Raw genomic sequence first — 20,292 nt, forward strand, 5'->3', positions numbered from 1 at the left:
TTCAGAAGGTGTACAGGATGCTAAACGCATCTACTGGATTAAAGGAGATTAGACGGTTCTAATCTCCTTTTTAGATCATCACTATTAAAAAAAGGGACAATACGTTTTCCGTTTTCTTAGTGCTCTATCTTTTTAAAATAATTATAAACCTTTTCTAGCTTTTTCATTTGATTTCCCTTCGGACTTTCCATATTCCCAAATTCAAAGAACTTCACTTTCTTGATACCCACGAAATTAAATAATGCTCTTTTCATTAGAATTTTGTGGGCATTGTTCAACCAGAGAAATGGATAATTAGTTGGCCCCTTCATGGTAGATACACATACAACGGACTTTCCTTTCAAAAGCCCTTCTGGAAAAAGTCCCTTCTTATCTTTATAGGCAAAATTGGAAGAGAATAATTGATCTATATATCCAATTAGCATTGCGGGTGGTCTTCCCCACCAAATCGGATAGATAAAAACAATCTTGTCAGCCCACATAATTTGTTTCCTATATTTTTCGGTACTAGGATCAGTATGCATGTCACGTCTTCGCTTTTGCTCGTTAAAAACTAGAAGTGGATTAAAGTTCTCTTCATATAAATCTAAAACCTGTAAGTCCTCTATCTTGGGATTTTCATTACTCCCCTTAATAACTTTTTGTAAAAATGTATAGTTTAAGCTATTGTGGTTTGGATATGTGTAAATTAGCAGCACCTTCATAACGCACCTCTTTATTATCATTTGATAACTAAATAATAGCACGAAAAATTTTAATTATCAATTGATAATTGTTATTTGATAATATTTTTGTTACCTTATCTATAAGAGGTGAGAGAAATGGACAAAAATGCTCTTTTTTATAAATTAGTATCATTTACATCTTCTGTTCATCGAGTAACACATGAACTAACAAAAAATGCGAAGTCAGATTCCATTTCGCAGGTTCAATATAACATTCTTGAGTATATTTCTGTGAGTCAACCTGTGACTCCAAGTGAAATTAACGATTGTCAAAATATGTCTATGCCGAACACGAGTCGTGAGCTAAGCAAGTTAAATAAGAAAAATTTAATCGAAAAGATAAATGATACCGAAGATCGACGAAAACAATATATTCGTCTTTCGAATGATGGAGAAGCCATGATGAACGAAGCTTTTGCAACTATAGAATCCCGTTTTCTAAAGCGAATAGAGAATGCTTCTAAAGAAGATTTAGATGATATTGAACGTGCAATAGATATTCTTCAGACAAAACTATTTTATCCATAGGCCATGATTTAAAATTCTCTTATGGTAAAGATGCTGCATTTAATAACAATAAGTTAAACGAAGGATAAATAAATAGTTTAGTGAAAATGAGATCAGTATTGATCTCATTTTTTTGTTCCTCTTCTTCTTTTCGTATAATCAGTCCATCCTACTTTTTTACATAGTTTACTGACTTTACTGTTAAGCTGCGATTCAATTTCATCCATCAAGTAGGCAATTACTCAAAGCGGGAGTGCTTCCATAACAGCTGGTGGAATTCATCCGCTGTTTCCTCTATATACTTTTCTTCCGGGAGATTCGCTACTTCGCTTCTCAACAGAAACTCTATTATCCGTTCGTGTTAATAAAAGAATACTTAACTTAATTACCAACTCGCTTTTTTAACGCCAGGGATTTGTCCTTTGTGTGCAAGCTCTCGGAAAGTAATCCGCGACATATTAAATTTGCGCATATAACCTCTCGGTCTGCCGGTCAATTCACAACGGTTTTTCAAGCGTGACGGAGAAGAATCCCCCGGCAACTTGCTTAATGCCCTGTAGTCCCCTTTGTCTTTCAGTTCTTTACGAAGCTCTGCATAATGGGCCACCATTTTCTTCTGTTTTTTATCTTTTGCCACTTTTGATTTTTTTGCCATTTTATCACCTCTCTTATATCGTAATGGTTACGCTTTAAAAATACGTAAAATTTTTTACTTCGTTTCTCGGTGAAGTGTCACCTTCTGAAGTCTTGGACAGTATTTATTCAATTCTATCCTCTCTGGATTGTTCCGTTTGTTTTTGGTCGTTATGTAATTACGATCACCTGTCTCTGTGCAGGCCAATGTGATATTCACTCTCATCTTACTTCCTCCTCTTTAGTCTGAATCCCAATTTCAAAAGCAGGTAGTGGATCTGTAAAGCTAGTCCAATCCTGTGCATACTCATGTTCTGTCAACAGGCAGTGGTTCAGGTCGGAGGTGATTTGTAGCTGGTCCATCTCTATTCCGATAAATACCAGTTCTGTCATCTTGATACCATACTCCATATCCCATACTCCAGCTCCCTCTATCCCTAGAGATGGCCCAGCCTGAGATAGCAGTATTGCAGTATCATCCCGAGTTGCTAGCCATAAAAATCCTTTAGTCCGTATCACTTCAACTGGCCAAGTCATAATCCAACTCATAAAGCGCTCTGGATGAAAAGGTCTCTGACTTCGATAGACAAAAGAGGCAATACCATACTCCTCGGTTTCAGGCACATGTTCTTCGTTTAACTCTTTAATCCACCCTGCTCCTTGACTGGACTTTTCAAAATCGAATAAGCCTGTATTCAACACTTCGTTTAAAGTAAGATTCGCGTTTACTGTTACTATGATTTTCGCATCTGGATTTAAGCTTTTAAGGACAGCCTTCAACTCGCCAATTGTCTCTTCATCAACTAAATCTGCCTTATTCAAAACTAACACGTTGGCAAATTCAATCTGGTCAATAAGTAAATCGGCTATTTCCCGTTCATCTTCCTTAGTAGCTGCTTCTTTGCGGTCCAGCAACCTTTCTCCAGAAGAAAAATTCTGCCAAAATCCATTAGCGTCTATAACTGTCACCATAGTGTCAAGTCTACAAAACTTTGATAAATCGATGCCCAGGCTATCATCAATGTAAGTAAATGTCTGAGCTACCGGAATAGGCTCACTGATCCCGGAGGACTCAATTACGATATAATCAATTTCTCCAAGTTGAGCCAACTTCTCCACTTCTACTACCAAATCTTCCCTAAGTGTGCAGCAAATACATCCATTCTGCATTTCAACCAGCTTTTCCTCCGTACGTAAAAAACCACCCTGTTTTACCAAAGAAGCATCAACGTTCACTTCGCTCATATCATTTACGATGACCGCCACTTTAAGCCCTTTGCGGTTTTGTAAAATATGATTCAGTAAAGTTGTCTTTCCTGAACCCAAATATCCACTTAATATTGTTACCGGTATTCTATTCTCCATTTTTTCCCCTAACCATTCAACACTTTTGTATCGAATTGTAAATAGTAATGATTACGATTTAAATAATATATTGTTTCCAAATAAACTGCAAGTATTTTTTTCAAACTTTAGAGTGCTGATTAAAAGTAGTTAGTCGTGGTAACAGCAAGAAATCATGTAAAGTTATAAACAACAATGGAAGAGAAACGTCATTATATTATAAAAGCCGTCTTCTGTTTAGTCAGAAAACGGCTTTATTTATTAGAATAATTTAATTTGATCCTTGTGCTTTATATCGTCACAACCGTACTCGTTTCAGCTGCTTCTATAATAGCTAAAATAACTTTAAGCGAAGAGAGTGCATCTTCCCCTGTTACAAGCGGCTGTTGATCAAGAAGGATGCATTCGATAAAGGCATCAATTACACCACTATTTGTTTGGTTGTTATTTGTTTGGATATTCTCTAGCTGGTATTGTACCTTCTCCCCGTCTTTTGTAATCACCTCTAATTGATGCTGATCACTATGGTAAATCTTCAAAATGCCTTTTTCGCAATAGATGATTGTGCTATTATCTTCTTCTCCGTAATACGTCCAAGAGAACGAAGCAGTGCCTAACCGTCCTTTTTTCGTTTTTAAACTACATACAATATTATCACTTACTTCTATCGGTTCGTTATTTTCATTGACTTTGTCGAGTGCTCCTTGAAAGGCGCTTACATGCTCAATTTCATCATCTAGTAAGTAATGCAATAGATCAACCTTATGGACTCCTAAATCCCCAGCAACACCTAAACCAGAACGCTCCTTTTGAAAGAACCATGTGGAGTTTGATTTATTTATCCCCCACTGTTCTGGCCCCGAGTGACCAAACGTCGTCCTAAAAGTCAGCACTTTACCAAGTTCTTCGCTTTTAATAATTTCTTTGGCCTTTTGATGCGCGCGAGTAAATCGCTGATTATGATCTACCATTAATTTTTGCCCGGATTGCTTTTGGGCATCTACTATTTCTTTTGCATGTTCAATTGTAAGGGATATTGGTTTTTCGCACAAAACATGCTTGCCATTTAATAATGCTTTGGTAGAAAATAAATGATGATATTCATTCGAAGAACAATCACTAATTATTTTTATCGTAGGATCTGTTAATAATTCATCCACATTTTGCACTACTGTCCCACCAAACATGACTGCTAACGCCTCTGCACGCTCAGGATTTCGGTCATAAAAAACGATTTCGTCCACCAGCGGATTTGCTTTATATTCAGGTGCATGGCGTAGCTTGGTAATCGACCCACAACCAATAATTCCTACTTTTATCCCCATATGACACTCCTACTCTCTCTTTTGGAATACTACTGCAATTATTATGATTAAACCCTTTACAAAGCCTTGTAAGTACGGGGAAACGTTCATTAAATTCATCATATTATTCAAAATACCTAAGATAAGCACTCCGAAAAGTGTACCAATAATCTTACCACGACCACCTGTCATTCTTGTACCACCTATTATAACGGCAGCAATCGCATCTAATTCATATTGAACTCCTGAACTTGAAGATGAAATAGAATTTAAGCGTGATGTTTCAATTATCGCTGCTACACTTACTAGTAATCCTGCCAAACTATACACAGCAATTTTAATACGGTCTACTCGAATTGCTGAGAGCATTGCTGCTTTTTCGTTACTTCCAAGTGCATACACGTATCTTCCAAAACGTGTCTTGTGCATCAAAATATAAACCAATGCAGTCATAGCAAAGAAAATAATAACTGGATAATCAAAAATCCATAAATCACTATTTGCGATAGCAGTAAACCCACTCACTTCCCCTGAAACACTTCCACCTTCTGCAATATACAACGCAATAGAACGGGCGGCCGCCATCATTCCTAATGTAGCGATAAACGAAGCAATCCTACCTTTTGCAACCATTAATCCGTTCAGAAATCCTGCAAAGGAACCAACGACTAATGCAGTAAAAATCCCAACAAGTATACTACCTGACGCATTTAACGCTAAAACTGTAATGACACCTACTAGCGCAAGCACTGATCCGACCGATAAGTCGATCCCTCCTGACAGCATAACGACTGTCATACCTAATGCTACTATTCCGATAATAGAAACTTGCATTAGTATATTGAGCTGGTTATTAATATCTAAAAATCTTGGATTCATAACAGATGATGCGATAAAAATAATAATGAAAGCAATAATAACGCTATATTCGGACCACAGCCATGTGAGACGACTTTTTGCATTTGAAACTTGCGGACTATATTCTTTTACATTTGTATTAGCCAATATTAGCGGCCTCCCTTTTCGAGCCGGTTGCATAATGCATAATTTCTTCTTCCGTTACTTCTTCTCCGTTAAATCTTGCTGTAATTTCCCCTTGGTACATCACATTAATCGTGTGACAAATTCTCATTACCTCTGGTGCCTCTGATGACAAAATAATCACCGATTTCCCTTGTTCGGCTAGTGCCACAATTTGCTGATAAATCTCTTGCTTCGCTCCAACATCGATTCCCTGTGTCGGGTTATCAAAGATTAGTATATCTGCCCCGACTTCAAGCCATTTGGCGATGATGACCTTTTGCTGATTTCCACCACTGAGCTTATCGATTGTAATTCGTGGGTTGTGTACTTTGATGTTCAACAGTTCTTTATAATACTGAAACTTTTCTCTCTCGGCATTATCTTGAATAAATCCGGTTTTCTCAAAATTCCCTAGAGATGACAGACTCATATTATGGATCACACTTAAATCTTTTATGATCGCATTTTCTTTACGATCCTTTGGAACAAGACCTATTCCCGCTTCAACCGCTTTTCGAGGGTGATCTATTTTTATCAGCTGGTCATTGATTTTTATTTCACCAGTGTATTTTTTTCGATATCCAAATAAGCTTTCAAAAAGCTCTGTCCTACCGTCTCCTGCTAGGCCTGTAAAGCCTACTATTTCGCCTTTTTTCACTTTAAAATGAATGTTCTTAAACAATCCTAAGCTTGTTAAATTGTTCACCTCTAACAATACTGGACCAAATGAATGTTCATGTACAAATCGATTTTGAGAAATCGATTTGCCAACCATAAGCTTAGTTATTGCTTCTAAGTCTTCTTGTTCGACATCTCCACTTTTAATCATTTCTCCGTCACGTAATACGGTATAACGGTCACATACTTCCTTGATTTCCTTTAGTTTGTGGGAAATATAAATAATTGAGATGCCTGATTTCTTTAAGTTCTTCATCAATTCAAATAATCGGTTCACTTCATGTTCTGCTAATGAGGTTGTTGGTTCATCCATAATAATTACGGTGGATTTATGAAGCAGTGCCTTAGATATTTCTATCAGCTGTTTGTAGGAGGTTGCTAAATTTCTTACGTATTCCTTCGGGTCTATGTCCACTCCGAGCTTAGCTAAGATTTCATGTGTTTGCTTGCACATCTCCTCTACCTTTAAAAACCCCACCTTGTTTCGAAGTTCGGAACCTAAAAACATATTTTCATAGACTTTGAGATCAGTGACCATATTAAGTTCCTGATGGATAAAGCTAATCCCTTGCTCCTGCGATACTCTAGGATTGGTCATCTTAACCTCTTTATCGTTTATGTAAATCGAGCCATTATCAGGCTGATGAACTCCCCCTAGAATATTCATCAAAGTGGATTTTCCGGCACCATTTTCCCCTAACAATGCATGAATCTCCCCTTTTTCAATCTGAAGAGTCACGTTTTTTAAAACAGGTACACCATTAAATGATTTCTTCATGTTCCTCATTGTTATATAAGGATTATTAGTCATGGTATTTATCCCTCCTAATATAGGAAAAGAGGAAATACAACAACTGTTTACACAACTATTGTATTTCCTAATATTCATTTAGAATTTAGATTCCGGATCATAGAACTCATCCACGTTTTCTTTTGTTACTTGAGTAGCTTCTTTTACAACCATAGATTCTTTTGGTTCATTTCCTTTTGCAATATCCGCCGCAATTTTCACTGCATCCTCTACCATCGTTGGTGAGTAAAGGAATGTAGCTGACATAAAACCGTCTGCTTTAATATCTTCAAATACCGCTTTACCGCCACCAGCACCTGTTACAAATTGAATGTCTGTACGTTTAGCTTCTTTAATAGCTTGTATGACACCAAGTGCCATTCCATCATCCTGTGTAAATACCGCATCTATTTGCGGATGTGCTTGTAAAATGTTTTCCATCACTTCTAGCGATTTTTCAGTAGAAAAATCACCACTCTGTGAAGCAATTATTTCCATTCCTTCTGCACTTTCCATCGCTTCTTTAAATCCTGACCCGCGTTGCTCTGTAACTGAACTCGGTGGTCCAGAGATTTCCACAACTTTTCCTTTTCCATTTAACTTTTCCACAAAATATTTACCAGCATTTACTCCAATACCTTCATTATCCCCTTTGACAACAACAGTAGCGGCATCATTTTCAAGCTCACGATCCACTATTACTAAAGGAATTCCTGCATCTTTAATCTTTTGTCCTACAGGTGAAAGTGCTGCAGACTCAATTGGAAGCATGACAATAACATCCACACCCTGTGCGATTAAATCATCTACATCGTTTGCTTGTTTATTTGGGTCAGCAGCATTTGTCATCACATATTCAATGCCATCACTTTCTTTAAGTGCTTTCGCTTGCTTTTCAGCACTATCAATTAGTGCTCCCATCCATCCATGTGTTGCTGAAGGTAAAGAAATACCGATTTTAAGAGTATCGTCTTCTTTTCCATTTGCAGAATTCGTATTATCACTACATGCCGCCAAACTGAAAACTGTTACTAAAGATAAACATATGATTAGAAACTTCTTCAACACTATTCCCCCTTTGTTTTTATAAAAAGCTCCCCTTTGTAATCGATTACATGTGAAACTAAGGGCAACGCTCTATTATTAATCCCATTTAATAACAGAGCGCCAACCTTAGTTGTATATTCTCACGTAGACTCTCGAAGAACTAGTTCATGGTTCAATATGACACTATCCACATCATTTCCTCTGATCTTATCGATTAACATTTCCCCTGCCACAGTACCCATCTTATACATAGGCTGAGCAATCGTCGTGAGCGTTGGATTTGTCATATTAGAAAAATCTATTTTGTCAAAACCAACTACTGCTACATCATTTGGTACATGCAATCCAGATGCATTTATTTCTTTGAGTGCTCCGATTGCCAAAAGGTCAGATACTGCAAATATTGCTGTCGGGCGATCCTGTATCGCTAATATCTTTTTCATAGCTTGTTGTCCATGTTCAAATCCTAGTTGTTTTGTATAAATAGTATATTCGCTGTTGAAAGGTATACCATGCTCTTCTAATGCTCGTTGATACCCCATCTCCCTCTGTCTTGCATATAAAAACTTTTCATCCGAATTCATAAGAGCAATTTTTTTATGACCAATTTGTATCAAATGCTTGACTGCCCTATACGAAGCTTCTTCATTATCTATCGACACGTAAGGAATCCCACTATCGAGGTTATACTCACTACATTGAATGATGGAATACTTTTCTGCTAGCTCTTTTAATGTTTCAATATTAACTGCTGGATCCATTGAAATAATTCCATCGGCCATCTTTTTCCTAACAAGGTCAAAGTAAATATTTTCTTTTTCTGGATTCGAATCAGTTTCACATAACAGGATATTGTAATTCTGACTAAGTGCAACGTGTTCAATTCCTTTAATAATTTCTAAATAGAAAGGGTTGGAAATGCTCGGAATTAATATTAAAAAAATTCTACTTTCTGAATTTCTTAAATTCCGTCCTAACATACTAGGCTCATAATTTAAATTTTTTATAGCCTCTTCAACCTTAATTCGGGTTTTCGACGATACTGTATTTTGTCCATTAAGTACCCTTGATACTGTGGCTACAGATACCCCTGCTTGTTTAGCCACTTGCTGTATGTTTGTCATCTTAGTAGTCTCACTTTCTCTGATTTCATTGTAAGATAAAATGAAATCGTTTACATTTCCATATTATTATATTCCGAATTATGCGTCAATATATATTTTTCATTTAAAAAAACTATTGATTTACTTGAACAATTTATATAAGGTAATAATGTAACGGTTTACATTACAGTATATTCTGATAAATATAGGAGGTTGTTTCATTGAAATTAGGTGTTTTTACGGTACTCTTCTCCGATAAAAGTTTTGAAGATATGTTAAGATATGTTTCTTCTAAAGGTATAGAAGCAATTGAACTAGGTACTGGTGGTTATCCTGGCGATTCTCACTGTAAAGTGGATGAATTGTTAAATGACGCTACGAAATTGCAAAGCTTTAAGCAAAAGATCAGTGAATATGGATTAACCATCAGCGCACTAAGCTGCCATGCAAATCCACTGCATCCACAGAAAAAAATTGCAGAGCCTGCTGATGAATTATTTATAAAAACAATGCACCTTGCATCAAAACTGGGTGTGCCCGTAGTAAATACATTTTCGGGATGCCCAGGAGATCATGAAAATGCCCTTTATCCTAACTGGCCAGTAGCTCCTTGGCCAAATGATTTCCAAGAAGTATTAAAATGGCAATGGGAAGAAAAACTGATACCATACTGGAAAGAAAAAAATGATTTAGCACAATCCCTTAACGTTAAGATCGGATTGGAACTACACGGAGGATTCTCCGTACATACACCTGCTACACTATTGCGATTAAGAGAAGCCTGTGGTCCGATGATTGGCGCTAACCTTGACCCTAGCCATATGTGGTGGCAAGGTATTGACCCAATTGAAGCCATTAAAATACTTGGACGGGAGAATGCCATCCATCATTTTCATGCAAAGGATACAATTATCGATCAGCAAAATATGAACCGAAACGGACTTACGGATATGACCGACTACACCAATATGCGTGACCGCGCATGGTATTTTAGATCCGTTGGTTTTGGACACGATCAAAAAACATGGGCAGACATCATTAGTACTCTACGATTATATGGGTATGATTATGTAGTAAGTATCGAACATGAGGATGGATTAATGTCGATCGAAGAGGGATTCACAAAAGCAGTCGAAAACTTAAAACCCATTATTGTGAAAGATTCTATCAGTCAGATGTGGTGGACGTAATAGTCATAAACGGGAACCGGGCTCTACACAATTCTAATTTCAATAAGGACCCGGCACCTTATAATATGTTCCCTGTATAAGGATATAAAACAACTCAGACACTATAACGAATTGCTTTAAATTGTGTCTCACATAGATATGAAAAACCGGGCAAAAAAGATGCCCGATTCTTTAATTTCAAGACCTGTTTCTATCTTTTTCGAAGAGGCTTTAAACAGACTTGTTGCTATACTACTACCGTTTTTTTGGGGGAGATGCTGGTCGTGACTAACGTCACGACCAGCATATTCCGCATCGCTAGGCTAGCTTCGAAACATGAAAGTGCGTTGTAACGGAGATCACTAGTATTATTTATTCGTTTTAGTACCATAAACCCTGTGATCACGGGACATTTTTATATACTTTCTTATTCTAAAAAAAAAAAAACGATTTCTTATTTGAAATCGTTTTTAGAAGTTTTATCTGCTTTAATACCTTTTGCTAAATAAATAATTAATATCATTGTTCCTGAAACGGCAACGAGCATGCTGACCAAGAAACCTGTTATCCATAGCCCAAAATCCATTGTTAAGTCTGCAAACATAAAAATAGCGAGCATCACCGCACCTATAAACATCAACACTGTTCCAAGTATTTTCAATGGGGAACCTCCTCTTGCTGTAACACGAATTTATCCTTCTCATCTTACCGAACCTAGTTATCATAAACAAACAGTATTACTTATCAACAATTCAACTCTATAAACGAAATCTCTAAAGCGATGTCTAATTTAACCTTAGTTTTAGAAAATATTGAGGATTTAGAGAAAAAATTTAAAGTTCATAAAGTGGGTACCAGTTTCTGAACTCTATCAGATCCTGGCACCCTTAACTATTTAATAGTCTCCACAAAATGCTTTAACATCCTAGCCGTTAATCCCCAAATCGTAAATTTCCCGTAGTCATAAAACCATTCTTCAATCGTTCGAGGTCTCCATTGGTATTTGTCACCATTGAAAATTTTATCATACGGAAAGTCCATAGGTGGCATCGGTTGGACAGAGACTGTGTGCATATAGGGCTCATGGTTCAAAAGCCAGCTCAGCGGGATAGTGAATACCGCTTCGACCTCTTCTTTGTTAAAGGATTCGATTTGGTGATGGTTGATAGTAGCAACAAATGGATAGACAACAAATGAAGGAGAAGCAATATATGCACTCATCTGTCCTAGGACTTGGATGCATGCTGGATCGACACCTAGCTCTTCATGTGTTTCTCGTATTGCCGCTTCCATTGGAGATGCATCTGTAGGATCGATCCGACCACCTGGAAAGCTGATGTCTCCTGGTTGCTTTCTCATCGTTAATGATCGTACCTCGAATAGGACATGCCATTCGTCATCCACTTGCACAAGTGGTATTAAAACAGCAAAACGTAGCGCTGTGTCCTCTCCTATAAAAAGCGGTTGCTTATCATGTAGCTCCTTCTTCAGCTTATCCAAAAACACAGAATCTCCCCCAACACTAAGTTTTATATTATTATCGTATCATTAAAATTGCTGTCCATAAAATAAATGGCATCTTTCGCCAAACAAAGATAAAGTTTTCTCTTACCCAAAGCGAAGCATCGAATAAAGTAGAAAAAAAACACTCAGATAGAAAATCTAATCTGAGTGTTTATTTTAAGTCAAAAGCCTTAATAGGTTTCAATTCAATTCTGAATTCTATCAGAAGTTGATACGCTAATTAGCGCACTTTTTCCTTTTTAAGCTGCTTACTTCTCAACTGGCCACAGGCTGCATCAATGTCTGTCCCGTGTTCTTGGCGAATTTTACAATTGACGCCTCGCTTTTTCAACGTGTCATAGAAGGATAAAACCGATTCCTGCTCACTTCTTTGGTACTGACTGTGTTCATCAACTGGATTATACGGGATTAAGTTCACATACAGCTGGTCCTTAATATCATGAAGAAGATCCGCAAGTTCCTCCGCTACCTCTTTTGTATCATTTACGTCCTTCAATAAAATATATTCAATCGTAATTCTACGGTTGTTTTTTGCTAAATAATATTTAAGAGATTCCATTAGCTTTTCAATTGGCATAGCACGATTTATCTTCATAATTCTAGTGCGTAGCTCGTTGTTCGGTGCATGTAAGGATATCGCTAGATTGACTGGGATTTTCGTATCGGTGAATTCATAGATTTTATTGACAATTCCACTCGTTGAAACGGTAATCTTTCGAGCTGCTATTGCCAGTCCTTTATGATCGATAACAACGTTTAAAAAGTCTAACAGATTTGCAAAATTATCAAATGGTTCTCCAATTCCCATCACTACAATATGGCTTACAATGTCTTTTTGTTCAAGTTGATCCAGGTGCAGTTGGATATTCATGATCTGTTCTACAATTTCTCCGCTGGATAAATCTCGACTCTTTGCGAGTAAGCCACTTGCACAGAAACTACAGCCAATGTTACAGCCTACTTGAGTCGTCACACATACGGAAATCCCATACTTATGTCTCATCATAACTGTTTCGATCAAGTTTCCATCCTGCAGTCTAAACAAAAACTTCATCGTTCCATCGGCCGCTTCCTGCTTTATATGTTCCGTTAACGTTTGTATTGTATAGTGATCTTGCAATAATTGAATACATTCTTCATGTACGTCTGTCATGTCTGCAAAATTCGTGACACGTTTTCTATATAACCAATCCCAAACTTGTAACGCTCTAGACTTTTTGTGGCCATGTTCATTAAGCCACTCTATTAATTGATGTAATGTTAATCCATATATAGATTTTTTATTCATAAATATCCTCTTCTCTAAAATCTGCTTCTAAACATTTAAATATCATTATAACATCTGAGGGGTAAAACGTAGAGTAGTATGTCGTAAACTGGATTATCGGTTAACCACCTTATTTAGTTTAAAATGATTGATCTTGGAAATAGTTTATAGTATGTGCTGAAATACAAAGAGAAACCAAAACGTAATCTCTAGATACTCTTTAAAGCCACAAAAGAGCTGCCGAAATTAATTCTCGGCAGCTCTCTATGTTATGGTAGCAACGTCATAACAGCAAAGAAATGTAAGATAGACGCTGCAAGAACGAATACATGCCAGACTGCGTGATGATACGTAAACCCACGCCACACGTAGAAAATGGCACCTACTGTATACAAGATGCCTCCAATCGCTAGCAGTAAAAGCCCTTGAGATGACACATTCTCCAGAAGCGGTTTCCATCCAAATACCATTAACCAGCCCATCACAACGTATAACAATGTGGAAGTATGTAAGAAACGTTTTACAAAAAATGCTTTAAACACGGTACCCCCAATTGCAAGCCCCCATACGATACCGAACAATGTCCACCCTAATGGCCCCTTAATAGCGAGGAATAGGAAAGGTGTATACGTTCCTGCGATAAAAAAGTAAATAGCAGAGTGATCCATAATCTCAAAAAAATCTTTTACACGCCCTGCTGGAAAACCGTGGACCAGTGTAGAGGACAAATATAAAAGGACCATCGACGACCCAAACAATGTAAAACTTACGACATGCCAAGCTGTTCCATACATTACTGAGGATACGATTAATATCACAAGAGCAGCGATGCTAAAAATAGCACCTATCCCATGAATAGTTGCATTAGCTACCTCTTCACGCTTTGAAAATATATGTGTATTGCTCATCTTTTTAATCATCCCATTCTGATATTCTCTATGTATAATATTATCACTTTGGTCCAATAAAAGCTGACATCATGAGTATGTTAGGGTTACCATGTCCAATATTAAATAGAAATTAATTCTAATTTAAGTTGTGCTAGTTATTCCCACAAAAAAAAGACACCCTCAGAGAGGATGCCTCTTTTGCTAACTATGTTTAATTAATTCCGAAGAATTAAAGTTTTACAATGTTAACTGCTTGTGGTCCACGTTGACCATCTTCAACGTCAAATTCAACTTTTTGACCTTCGTCAAGAGATTTGAATCCGTCGCCTTGGATTGCTGAGAAATGAGCGAATACGTCGTTTCCACCTTCAACCTCGATAAATCCAAAACCTTTTTCTGCGTTAAACCATTTTACTGTACCTTGTGTCATGTAAAAAACCTCCATTTATGGTGAATAAAAAAATTCACATATTACAAAAAGCTACCGAAGACTCACGATTACCTTTTGTAATATGTGAATTCATTGTTTCTATCTAAGCAATTTAATTATTATCCTTACTATATACCATATCCACACAGAAAGCTAGTAAAGTGACTATTAAATTTTATTTAGTATGCGCAGAGTTTCTAATACATGCTCTAGAAACACTTCAATGTCAGCTATTTGGTCTTCATTAATCTTTTGTGTGAACTTTACTTTAATATTGTTTAGATAGCTGGATAGCTCTTTTCCGTACACAAAGCTGAGTGTTTGGGTTAACTGAATGTCATCTTCCCAAATGGCTTCGACTGCTTGTTCAATTTCTTCACATTGTATATCTGCATTTTGTATCGCTTTAATAAAATTCAACGACAGCTCACAACCCACATTCTTCCTGGCAAGTTCTAATATTTCCCCTGCTAAATCCTCCAGCGATGCTTCTATCATAATTTCCGCAGTAATATTTGATTGCTCAGCTAGAGCAAATTCAATTCTAAAGGTTCTAGCGATAATGGAAAGGTCCATTTGATCGACTCGATTTTTGATATCTATCTTTCGTTCTATGTTATCTAAGTCATAAACATGATTTTCAAATGCTACTTTTAAGTTTTCAAAAATAGTTGGATCATACATTGGCTTTCCTCCTAAGACACAATTTACTGAAGCCTTTCTTTATACTAGCCGCTGTTTAATAAAATTATACCATTGTAAAAAATGCCAAGTTAACCACTTGTCTAATAGACAATATAAATGTCAAATTATTTCCCAAGAAATAATGACAGTTAGCGTCAATTTCCACCATATTCTATGTTGAATGGCTATTTTTTTACTAAGCCTTCTTAAATGCTTCTCTTATTTGATAATCCATAAATAAGAAAAACAGGGCAAAAAGATGCTCGATCCTTTATAGTCAAAACCTGTTTCTATCGTTTTCGAAGGGCTTTGGACAGCCGTTTGCTATATTATTACCGAGTAAATTTTTAGTGATATTGGTTGTGACCTCCGTCACAACCAATATCACTTTTTTTCGGTAATCTTATGGCGTTTATCTGTCCATCGCTCTCCTACAACTTTTAGATACAGGTTAGTGCGTTTTTGGATAACTAGAAAAAAGCTACTTTTCTATTCATAATGGAAGCTCTCGAAGATGCAATTTCGTTCGCTATCTCGCTTCTTTATTGGAAAAACCTACTACTTCTATTTATTTACAATAGAATAACAGAAATCTGCTTACCCATTTATTATTGGATAAAAGCATTTAAATTTAACTAATCTTATCACCTTAGCTATAGGCTCTATATACTATTCCTTAGTCCTACACGTTTAATGATTGTAGTCGAAGGTGGCGACTCCGGCAGGATGAGTGAGACAGATGAACCATCACAAGCGAACGCGCAAGCGTCGGTGATGGTTCATCGTTCACCCTGCGGAACGCGTCCACCTGTAACGGAAATCAGTCGAATTATTCATTTTTAAAAGTGCCACAAACCCAGTGTTCATAGGAAATTTTTATATACTTTCTTATCTCTTTCAAAAAGAAATCCATTTATTGGCACTCTTTTTATTTACCAATATTTAATGTTCAATAATCTGGGCTATTTCTATTTCTATATTATATAACTTATCCTGATTTACTTTAAGCTGCTCCCGTAATTGATTGGATATGTTTGTTATGTCCCGTAGTGTGTCGTTCATACGGTCTATCGAATTATTAATTTTTGAATGAGTCGACCATGCAGAAAAGATATCATCAAATACATAATCTGCAAATGTAACAAAGCTATCTCTTCCCACAGATAAGTTGTCAGCCTTTATGTGTTGGATATCTAACATTTCTGTCTGGAATCTTTGTAGAGAATGCTGGGCAGCATGAATGGCGTCTTCCGATTCATCGAGCTTACTATGCTTTAAAGAAGTGGCGATTAGTCCTCCTCCTAAAAAAGTATCCCAAGTAGAGTAATCCTTTGCACCTTCTAGTGACTTTAGAGCTCTTCTTAAAGCGATTTTAGCTTCATTACCAGCAGAGATAGCTTCTGTTATTTCACGGATATTCGTTGCAAGAAATGTCTTTTGTTCGTATAACTCTTCGAGACGAGATGCCTGTTCCTGCTTATTTTCGAAAATCCATTGCTCTTTTTCTTTTATCAACTTCTCCCATTCTACATCAATAGATTCCCAGTTCACTTGATCTAGTTCACGTTCATTGTCTGCTATATCCTGCTCTAAATCTGTTACTGTCTTTTCAATTTCTCTATACTTTGCTTCTACAGCCGCTAGCTCGCCTAATTCCTTCTCTCGAATTTCATCCTGCTTCCCTGTCCATGTTCGAACCATTTTCAAGATTGAAAACCCGTCTAGATCTTCTACATCCTTTTGTTCTTCTTTTAATCGCTTCCAATACTCTTGCTTTTTATGTAATGCTGTTTCTAATTGCTCTTTCAGTGTATGCAGCTTTCTCTTTGCCTTATCCCGCTTATTAATTTCCAACTTTAAAACCGATTGACGTTCTTGTAACTTTTCCCACATGAAAATCCCCCCTTTCTTTTATACGGATAAGTGATTATTTTGTTTCAAATATGAATCTTAATATTTACCTCATAACGGAAAATTATCTAATTAATCAAAATATCATTGAAAATAGAAAATATTTATGGTGATAAAGATATAAAATATAATTTAAGTTCACTTCATTATGCTGAATAATAGTCGATAATAACTATGAAAATCAAATAGGATTGAGAAGAGGTATGTATATGAGTATAGGAAAAAAGTTAAATCTATCCTTCATAGCAATGATATTATTACTTTTTGTATCAACTGGTATGGCAATATTAAGTTCAACAAATGTAAAAGATAAAGTGGATGAGGCACTAGACAATCGGGTAAAACAAATACTTGTTATTGAAGAAATTCGAGTAGGGATTGGAATGCAAGGACAATATGTCCGGGCTTTATTAACAGATAACACACCTGAAACATTAGAGAAACTAGAATATTATGCTGACTATGTTGATGAACGAATCATTGAAATCGATCGCATGTCATCTTCAGACACGATGGCAGGGTTAATAGAACAATTAAATGCACATAATGAGGCATTCAATATTGCAACTTCTACCTATTTAGGATATGCGGAAGAAAAAAATAAAGAGGCAGGTACAGAAATACTTAATACAGATATCTCTAAAGCAAATGACGATATTCTTGAAGTGACTGAACAAATAATGGAGTATCAGGATGAACAATTAGTGATTTTAACGGATGAAACGAATGATGCTTTAAGTCTATCAACAACTATCTCGATTGTAATGTGTATCATTAGTATAATTATAGGGATTTTATTAGTATTATTCGTACATAGAAAAATAGCTTTACCATTAAAAGCTATGGCTAGTATTTCACATTCAATCGCTAATGGTGACCTATCTCAAGATGATATACCCGTCGAATCACAAGATGAAATTGGACAATTAGCAACCGCTAATAATTTGATGAAAAATAATCTTCGTTCTTTACTCGGTCGGATCCAAGAAAACTCAGAACATTTGAGTGCAGCTGCTGAAGAACTGTCTGCTAGCACCGAGGAAGTTACTGCTTCCACAACGGAAATGGCTAATCGTGCAAATGATACGCTTCATGCTTCAACATCTGCTGCACAATCAGCTAGCGAAAGTGCCTTAGCAATGGAAGAAACCGCAACTGGAGTTCAACGAATTGCAGAATCCACACAAAGCTTAAACGAAAGCTCTAGAGAAACCTATCAAACAGCGATAGCTGGTGGAAAGATCATCGACCAAGCTAGTGATCAAATGAATACGATAAACCTTTCATCTAATATGGTAAATGAGTTAGTACAAAGACTTAGTAAACAAACTGCTGAAATTGAAAATATTACAAATGTAATTACTGCGATAACTGAACAAACCAATTTACTTGCATTGAATGCTGCTATTGAGGCTGCGCGAGCTGGCGAACATGGAAAAGGGTTTGCAGTAGTTGCCGATGAAGTTCGAAAGTTAGCGGAAGAATCTAAGACATCTGCCAATCAAATTGTCGATTTAATCCAAGAGATTAAGAGCGATATGGAAAATGTTGAGAAAGCAGCTGGAGAATCTTTAACCTCTGTATCAGATGGTGTAAAAATTATTGGTCAAGCAGGGACTTCTTTCGAAGGAATCGTTTCCGCAGTAGAAAAGATGAATATTCAGATCGAAGAAATTTCTGCAACCTCTGAGGAAATTTCCGCATCAGCTGAACAGGTATCAGCTTCTGCAAATGAAATTGCAACTGGCACAATAAATGCATCTGCTAATATCGAAAGTATTGCTGCAGCAATCGAGGAGCAAACAGCGACGATGGAACAAGTAAGCGGAGTAGCTGTAGAACTTAGTCAGAACGCCCTAGAACTACAGGATGAAATACAAAAATTCAAACTTTCTTAATAAAGTTATATCTTTTGAACCCATGATAACTTAGTTATCATGGGTTCTTTTTAGTAGGGTGGATTTTTTAAAAGACTAGAAAGTATTGCTTATTATCTTTCTAGCACTAGTTCCTAGTCGCTTCAGACTTGCGGGACAGCAAGATAAGGGTCTGTCAGTCGTTGCGAAATGGTTTTTATTTTGCGTAGGAGCTCCAAGATGTCGCGAACTTGGACTGACTCCTAAAACATAGGCGTATCCGCTTTTCTTATTTATTCCCTAGCACTTCTATACAGATCTTTATGCCTCTCTTTAAATCCGCATGGGACCAGCTTGGGATTTTCCCATGTTGAATGGCTAACTCATGAGACGCGGGTATATGAATGAATCCTGAGGGCATGTCTAGATTGTTCATTTTGGCATAATGTAAAACTTCATACATGACGTTATTGCATAGGTATGTACCTGCAGTATTCGATATAGTAGCGGGAAGACCTTCTTTGATAAGTTCATCCACCATCGAACGGATAGGTAGTGTCGAAAAGTAGCCAGGTTCGCCATCTTGCTGGATTGTTTCGTCTAACGGCGTATGTCCCTGATTGTCTGCCGCACCATCTTTCACATTGATCGCAATGCGTTCTGGAGTAATTTTATATCGTCCTCCAGCTAATCCTAAGGACATAACTGCATCTGGCTTTAACTCCTCTAGATGACGAATCAGCTGAGCTCCTGACTTGGCGAAGTCAACCGAGAGAACTCTGCTCATCACCTCATAACTGCCTATCGTTGTTCCATCTAATTCCTCTACAATTTTCATGGTCGGATTCACAGTGAATGATAAAAATGGTTCAAATCCAGTTAGTAGTAGTCTTTTCATCCCTAACCCCTCCTTTTCATTTATGAAGCTCTTGTATAAATTGGAAAAACGCAGACTATTGTTACATTCCTATGTTTTCAAAATAATACTATTAATAGTTTACCAAAAAAATGCTATTATCATTATGCTAAAAAAGAACATAAAAAAAAGAGACACTCCCGAAAGAGTACCTCTTTTTAACAGTATTACCTTTACTTAAAATTCCTAAGAATTAAAGTTTTACGATGTTTACTGCTTGTGGTCCACGTTGACCATCTTCAACGTCAAATTCAACTTTTTGACCTTCGTCAAGTGATTTGAATCCTTCGCCTTGGATTGCTGAGAAATGAGCGAATACGTCGTTTCCGCCTTCAACCTCGATAAATCCAAAACCTTTTTCTGCGTTAAACCATTTTACTGTACCTTGTGTCATGTAAAAAACCTCCATTATGGTGAATAAAAAAATTCACATATTGCAAAAAGCTACCGAAGACTCACGATTACCTTTTGTAATATGTGAATTCATTGTT

Annotated in this window: 21 protein-coding genes; 3 read left to right on the plus strand and 18 right to left on the minus strand. The window is 36.8% G+C overall.

The annotated features are described in order from the left end of the window. Nucleotides 1–116 precede the first annotated feature (116 nt). Nucleotides 117–704 carry an NAD(P)H-dependent oxidoreductase gene (locus KD050_RS07845; RefSeq protein WP_211895631.1) on the minus strand — a complete coding sequence of 196 codons (588 nt, stop codon included), beginning with the start codon at nt 702–704 and terminating at the stop codon, nt 117–119. Between the two features lie 117 nt (nt 705–821). On the opposite strand from KD050_RS07845, the gene KD050_RS07850 reads away from it, so the two are divergent. Next, complete coding sequence (locus KD050_RS07850) at nt 822–1,253, plus strand: MarR family winged helix-turn-helix transcriptional regulator (RefSeq protein ID WP_211895632.1); 432 nt, start codon at nt 822–824, stop codon at nt 1,251–1,253. 364 nt (nt 1,254–1,617) lie between these two features. Here the strand turns inward: KD050_RS07850 and rpsN are convergent, their stop codons facing one another. The 8 genes from rpsN to KD050_RS07890 all read right to left on the minus strand — a co-directional run bounded on the left by rpsN (nt 1,618) and on the right by KD050_RS07890 (nt 9,175). After that, nucleotides 1,618–1,887, minus strand: coding sequence for a 30S ribosomal protein S14 (gene rpsN, locus KD050_RS07855; RefSeq protein WP_211895633.1), 270 nt, complete (start codon nt 1,885–1,887; stop codon nt 1,618–1,620). 54 nt (nt 1,888–1,941) lie between these two features. Continuing rightward, on the minus strand, nt 1,942–2,091 hold the full coding sequence (gene rpmG, locus KD050_RS07860; RefSeq protein ID WP_211895634.1) for a 50S ribosomal protein L33: 150 nt from the start codon (nt 2,089–2,091) through the stop codon (nt 1,942–1,944). Then, nucleotides 2,088–3,230 (minus strand): GTP-binding protein, encoded by a 1,143-nt coding sequence (locus KD050_RS07865; RefSeq protein ID WP_211895635.1) that lies wholly within the window; start codon nt 3,228–3,230, stop codon nt 2,088–2,090. The genes rpmG and KD050_RS07865 overlap by 4 nt, the downstream gene beginning before the upstream one ends. A gap of 269 nt (nt 3,231–3,499) precedes the next feature. Beyond that, entirely contained in the window at nt 3,500–4,534 is a 1,035-nt protein-coding gene (locus KD050_RS07870; protein WP_211895636.1) for a Gfo/Idh/MocA family protein, read from the minus strand. A 9-nt stretch (nt 4,535–4,543) separates the two neighbouring features. Continuing rightward, entirely contained in the window at nt 4,544–5,518 is a 975-nt protein-coding gene (locus tag KD050_RS07875) for an ABC transporter permease (protein ID WP_235753943.1), read from the minus strand. After that, nucleotides 5,511–7,025, minus strand: coding sequence for a sugar ABC transporter ATP-binding protein (locus KD050_RS07880; RefSeq protein WP_211895638.1), 1,515 nt, complete (start codon nt 7,023–7,025; stop codon nt 5,511–5,513). Before KD050_RS07880 ends, KD050_RS07875 begins: the two co-directional genes overlap by 8 nt. A gap of 78 nt (nt 7,026–7,103) precedes the next feature. After that, nucleotides 7,104–8,069, minus strand: coding sequence for a substrate-binding domain-containing protein (locus KD050_RS07885; RefSeq protein ID WP_211895639.1), 966 nt, complete (start codon nt 8,067–8,069; stop codon nt 7,104–7,106). A 122-nt stretch (nt 8,070–8,191) separates the two neighbouring features. Continuing rightward, nucleotides 8,192–9,175 carry a LacI family DNA-binding transcriptional regulator gene (locus KD050_RS07890; RefSeq protein ID WP_211895640.1) on the minus strand — a complete coding sequence of 328 codons (984 nt, stop codon included), beginning with the start codon at nt 9,173–9,175 and terminating at the stop codon, nt 8,192–8,194. Nucleotides 9,176–9,375: 200 nt separating this feature from the next. Here KD050_RS07890 and KD050_RS07895 point away from each other — a divergent pair, with 200 nt between their 5' ends. Then, entirely contained in the window at nt 9,376–10,344 is a 969-nt protein-coding gene (locus tag KD050_RS07895; RefSeq protein ID WP_211895641.1) for a sugar phosphate isomerase/epimerase family protein, read from the plus strand. A gap of 433 nt (nt 10,345–10,777) precedes the next feature. Here KD050_RS07895 and KD050_RS07900 read toward each other — a convergent pair whose 3' ends face one another. From KD050_RS07900 to KD050_RS07930, 7 genes are all read right to left on the minus strand, one after another. Continuing rightward, complete coding sequence (locus KD050_RS07900; RefSeq protein ID WP_211895642.1) at nt 10,778–10,984, minus strand: hypothetical protein; 207 nt, start codon at nt 10,982–10,984, stop codon at nt 10,778–10,780. 230 nt (nt 10,985–11,214) lie between these two features. Next, a complete protein-coding gene (locus KD050_RS07905; RefSeq protein WP_211895643.1) occupies nt 11,215–11,829 on the minus strand; it encodes an NUDIX hydrolase in 615 nt (204 codons plus the stop codon). A gap of 238 nt (nt 11,830–12,067) precedes the next feature. Next, entirely contained in the window at nt 12,068–13,135 is a 1,068-nt protein-coding gene (gene rlmN / locus KD050_RS07910; RefSeq protein WP_211895644.1) for a dual-specificity RNA methyltransferase RlmN, read from the minus strand. 248 nt (nt 13,136–13,383) lie between these two features. Further along, on the minus strand, nt 13,384–14,022 hold the full coding sequence (locus KD050_RS07915) for a PAQR family membrane homeostasis protein TrhA (protein ID WP_211895645.1): 639 nt from the start codon (nt 14,020–14,022) through the stop codon (nt 13,384–13,386). A 211-nt stretch (nt 14,023–14,233) separates the two neighbouring features. Beyond that, nucleotides 14,234–14,434, minus strand: a complete 201-nt coding sequence (locus KD050_RS07920; protein WP_090568691.1) for a cold-shock protein — start codon at nt 14,432–14,434, stop codon at nt 14,234–14,236. 168 nt (nt 14,435–14,602) lie between these two features. Continuing rightward, nucleotides 14,603–15,118, minus strand: a complete 516-nt coding sequence (locus KD050_RS07925) for a hypothetical protein (protein ID WP_211895646.1) — start codon at nt 15,116–15,118, stop codon at nt 14,603–14,605. Nucleotides 15,119–16,060: 942 nt separating this feature from the next. After that, nucleotides 16,061–17,011 carry a coiled-coil domain-containing protein gene (locus KD050_RS07930; protein ID WP_211895647.1) on the minus strand — a complete coding sequence of 317 codons (951 nt, stop codon included), beginning with the start codon at nt 17,009–17,011 and terminating at the stop codon, nt 16,061–16,063. 227 nt (nt 17,012–17,238) lie between these two features. Here KD050_RS07930 and KD050_RS07935 point away from each other — a divergent pair, with 227 nt between their 5' ends. Then, nucleotides 17,239–18,927, plus strand: coding sequence for a methyl-accepting chemotaxis protein (locus tag KD050_RS07935; protein WP_211895648.1), 1,689 nt, complete (start codon nt 17,239–17,241; stop codon nt 18,925–18,927). Between the two features lie 247 nt (nt 18,928–19,174). Here the strand turns inward: KD050_RS07935 and pcp are convergent, their stop codons facing one another. Together pcp and KD050_RS07945 are read right to left on the minus strand one after the other, a co-directional pair. Next, on the minus strand, nt 19,175–19,783 hold the full coding sequence (pcp, locus tag KD050_RS07940) for a pyroglutamyl-peptidase I (RefSeq protein ID WP_211895649.1): 609 nt from the start codon (nt 19,781–19,783) through the stop codon (nt 19,175–19,177). Nucleotides 19,784–19,994: 211 nt separating this feature from the next. Next, nucleotides 19,995–20,195 carry a cold-shock protein gene (locus KD050_RS07945; RefSeq protein WP_090568674.1) on the minus strand — a complete coding sequence of 67 codons (201 nt, stop codon included), beginning with the start codon at nt 20,193–20,195 and terminating at the stop codon, nt 19,995–19,997. Nucleotides 20,196–20,292: the final 97 nt, after the last annotated feature.

Origin of the sequence: Psychrobacillus sp. INOP01, assembly GCF_018140925.1 — a bacterium.
Taxonomy (GTDB): Bacteria; Bacillota; Bacilli; order Bacillales_A; family Planococcaceae; genus Psychrobacillus.

Coding starts and splice junctions, on each gene's coding strand:
- KD050_RS07935 (WP_211895648.1), top strand. CDS start 17,239: ATGAGTATAGGAAAAAAGTTAAATCTATCCTTCATAGCAATGATATTA.
- rpsN (WP_211895633.1), bottom strand. CDS start 1,887: ATGGCAAAAAAATCAAAAGTGGCAAAAGATAAAAAACAGAAGAAAATG.
- rpmG (WP_211895634.1), bottom strand. CDS start 2,091: ATGAGAGTGAATATCACATTGGCCTGCACAGAGACAGGTGATCGTAAT.
- KD050_RS07870 (WP_211895636.1), bottom strand. CDS start 4,534: ATGGGGATAAAAGTAGGAATTATTGGTTGTGGGTCGATTACCAAGCTA.
- KD050_RS07890 (WP_211895640.1), bottom strand. CDS start 9,175: ATGACAAACATACAGCAAGTGGCTAAACAAGCAGGGGTATCTGTAGCC.
- KD050_RS07915 (WP_211895645.1), bottom strand. CDS start 14,022: ATGAGCAATACACATATATTTTCAAAGCGTGAAGAGGTAGCTAATGCA.
- KD050_RS07945 (WP_090568674.1), bottom strand. CDS start 20,195: ATGACACAAGGTACAGTAAAATGGTTTAACGCAGAAAAAGGTTTTGGA.
- KD050_RS07925 (WP_211895646.1), bottom strand. CDS start 15,118: ATGTATGATCCAACTATTTTTGAAAACTTAAAAGTAGCATTTGAAAAT.
- rlmN (WP_211895644.1), bottom strand. CDS start 13,135: ATGAATAAAAAATCTATATATGGATTAACATTACATCAATTAATAGAG.
- KD050_RS07865 (WP_211895635.1), bottom strand. CDS start 3,230: ATGGAGAATAGAATACCGGTAACAATATTAAGTGGATATTTGGGTTCA.
- KD050_RS07880 (WP_211895638.1), bottom strand. CDS start 7,025: ATGACTAATAATCCTTATATAACAATGAGGAACATGAAGAAATCATTT.
- KD050_RS07845 (WP_211895631.1), bottom strand. CDS start 704: ATGAAGGTGCTGCTAATTTACACATATCCAAACCACAATAGCTTAAAC.
- KD050_RS07850 (WP_211895632.1), top strand. CDS start 822: ATGGACAAAAATGCTCTTTTTTATAAATTAGTATCATTTACATCTTCT.
- KD050_RS07930 (WP_211895647.1), bottom strand. CDS start 17,011: ATGTGGGAAAAGTTACAAGAACGTCAATCGGTTTTAAAGTTGGAAATT.
- KD050_RS07920 (WP_090568691.1), bottom strand. CDS start 14,434: ATGACACAAGGTACAGTAAAATGGTTTAACGCAGAAAAAGGTTTTGGA.
- pcp (WP_211895649.1), bottom strand. CDS start 19,783: ATGAAAAGACTACTACTAACTGGATTTGAACCATTTTTATCATTCACT.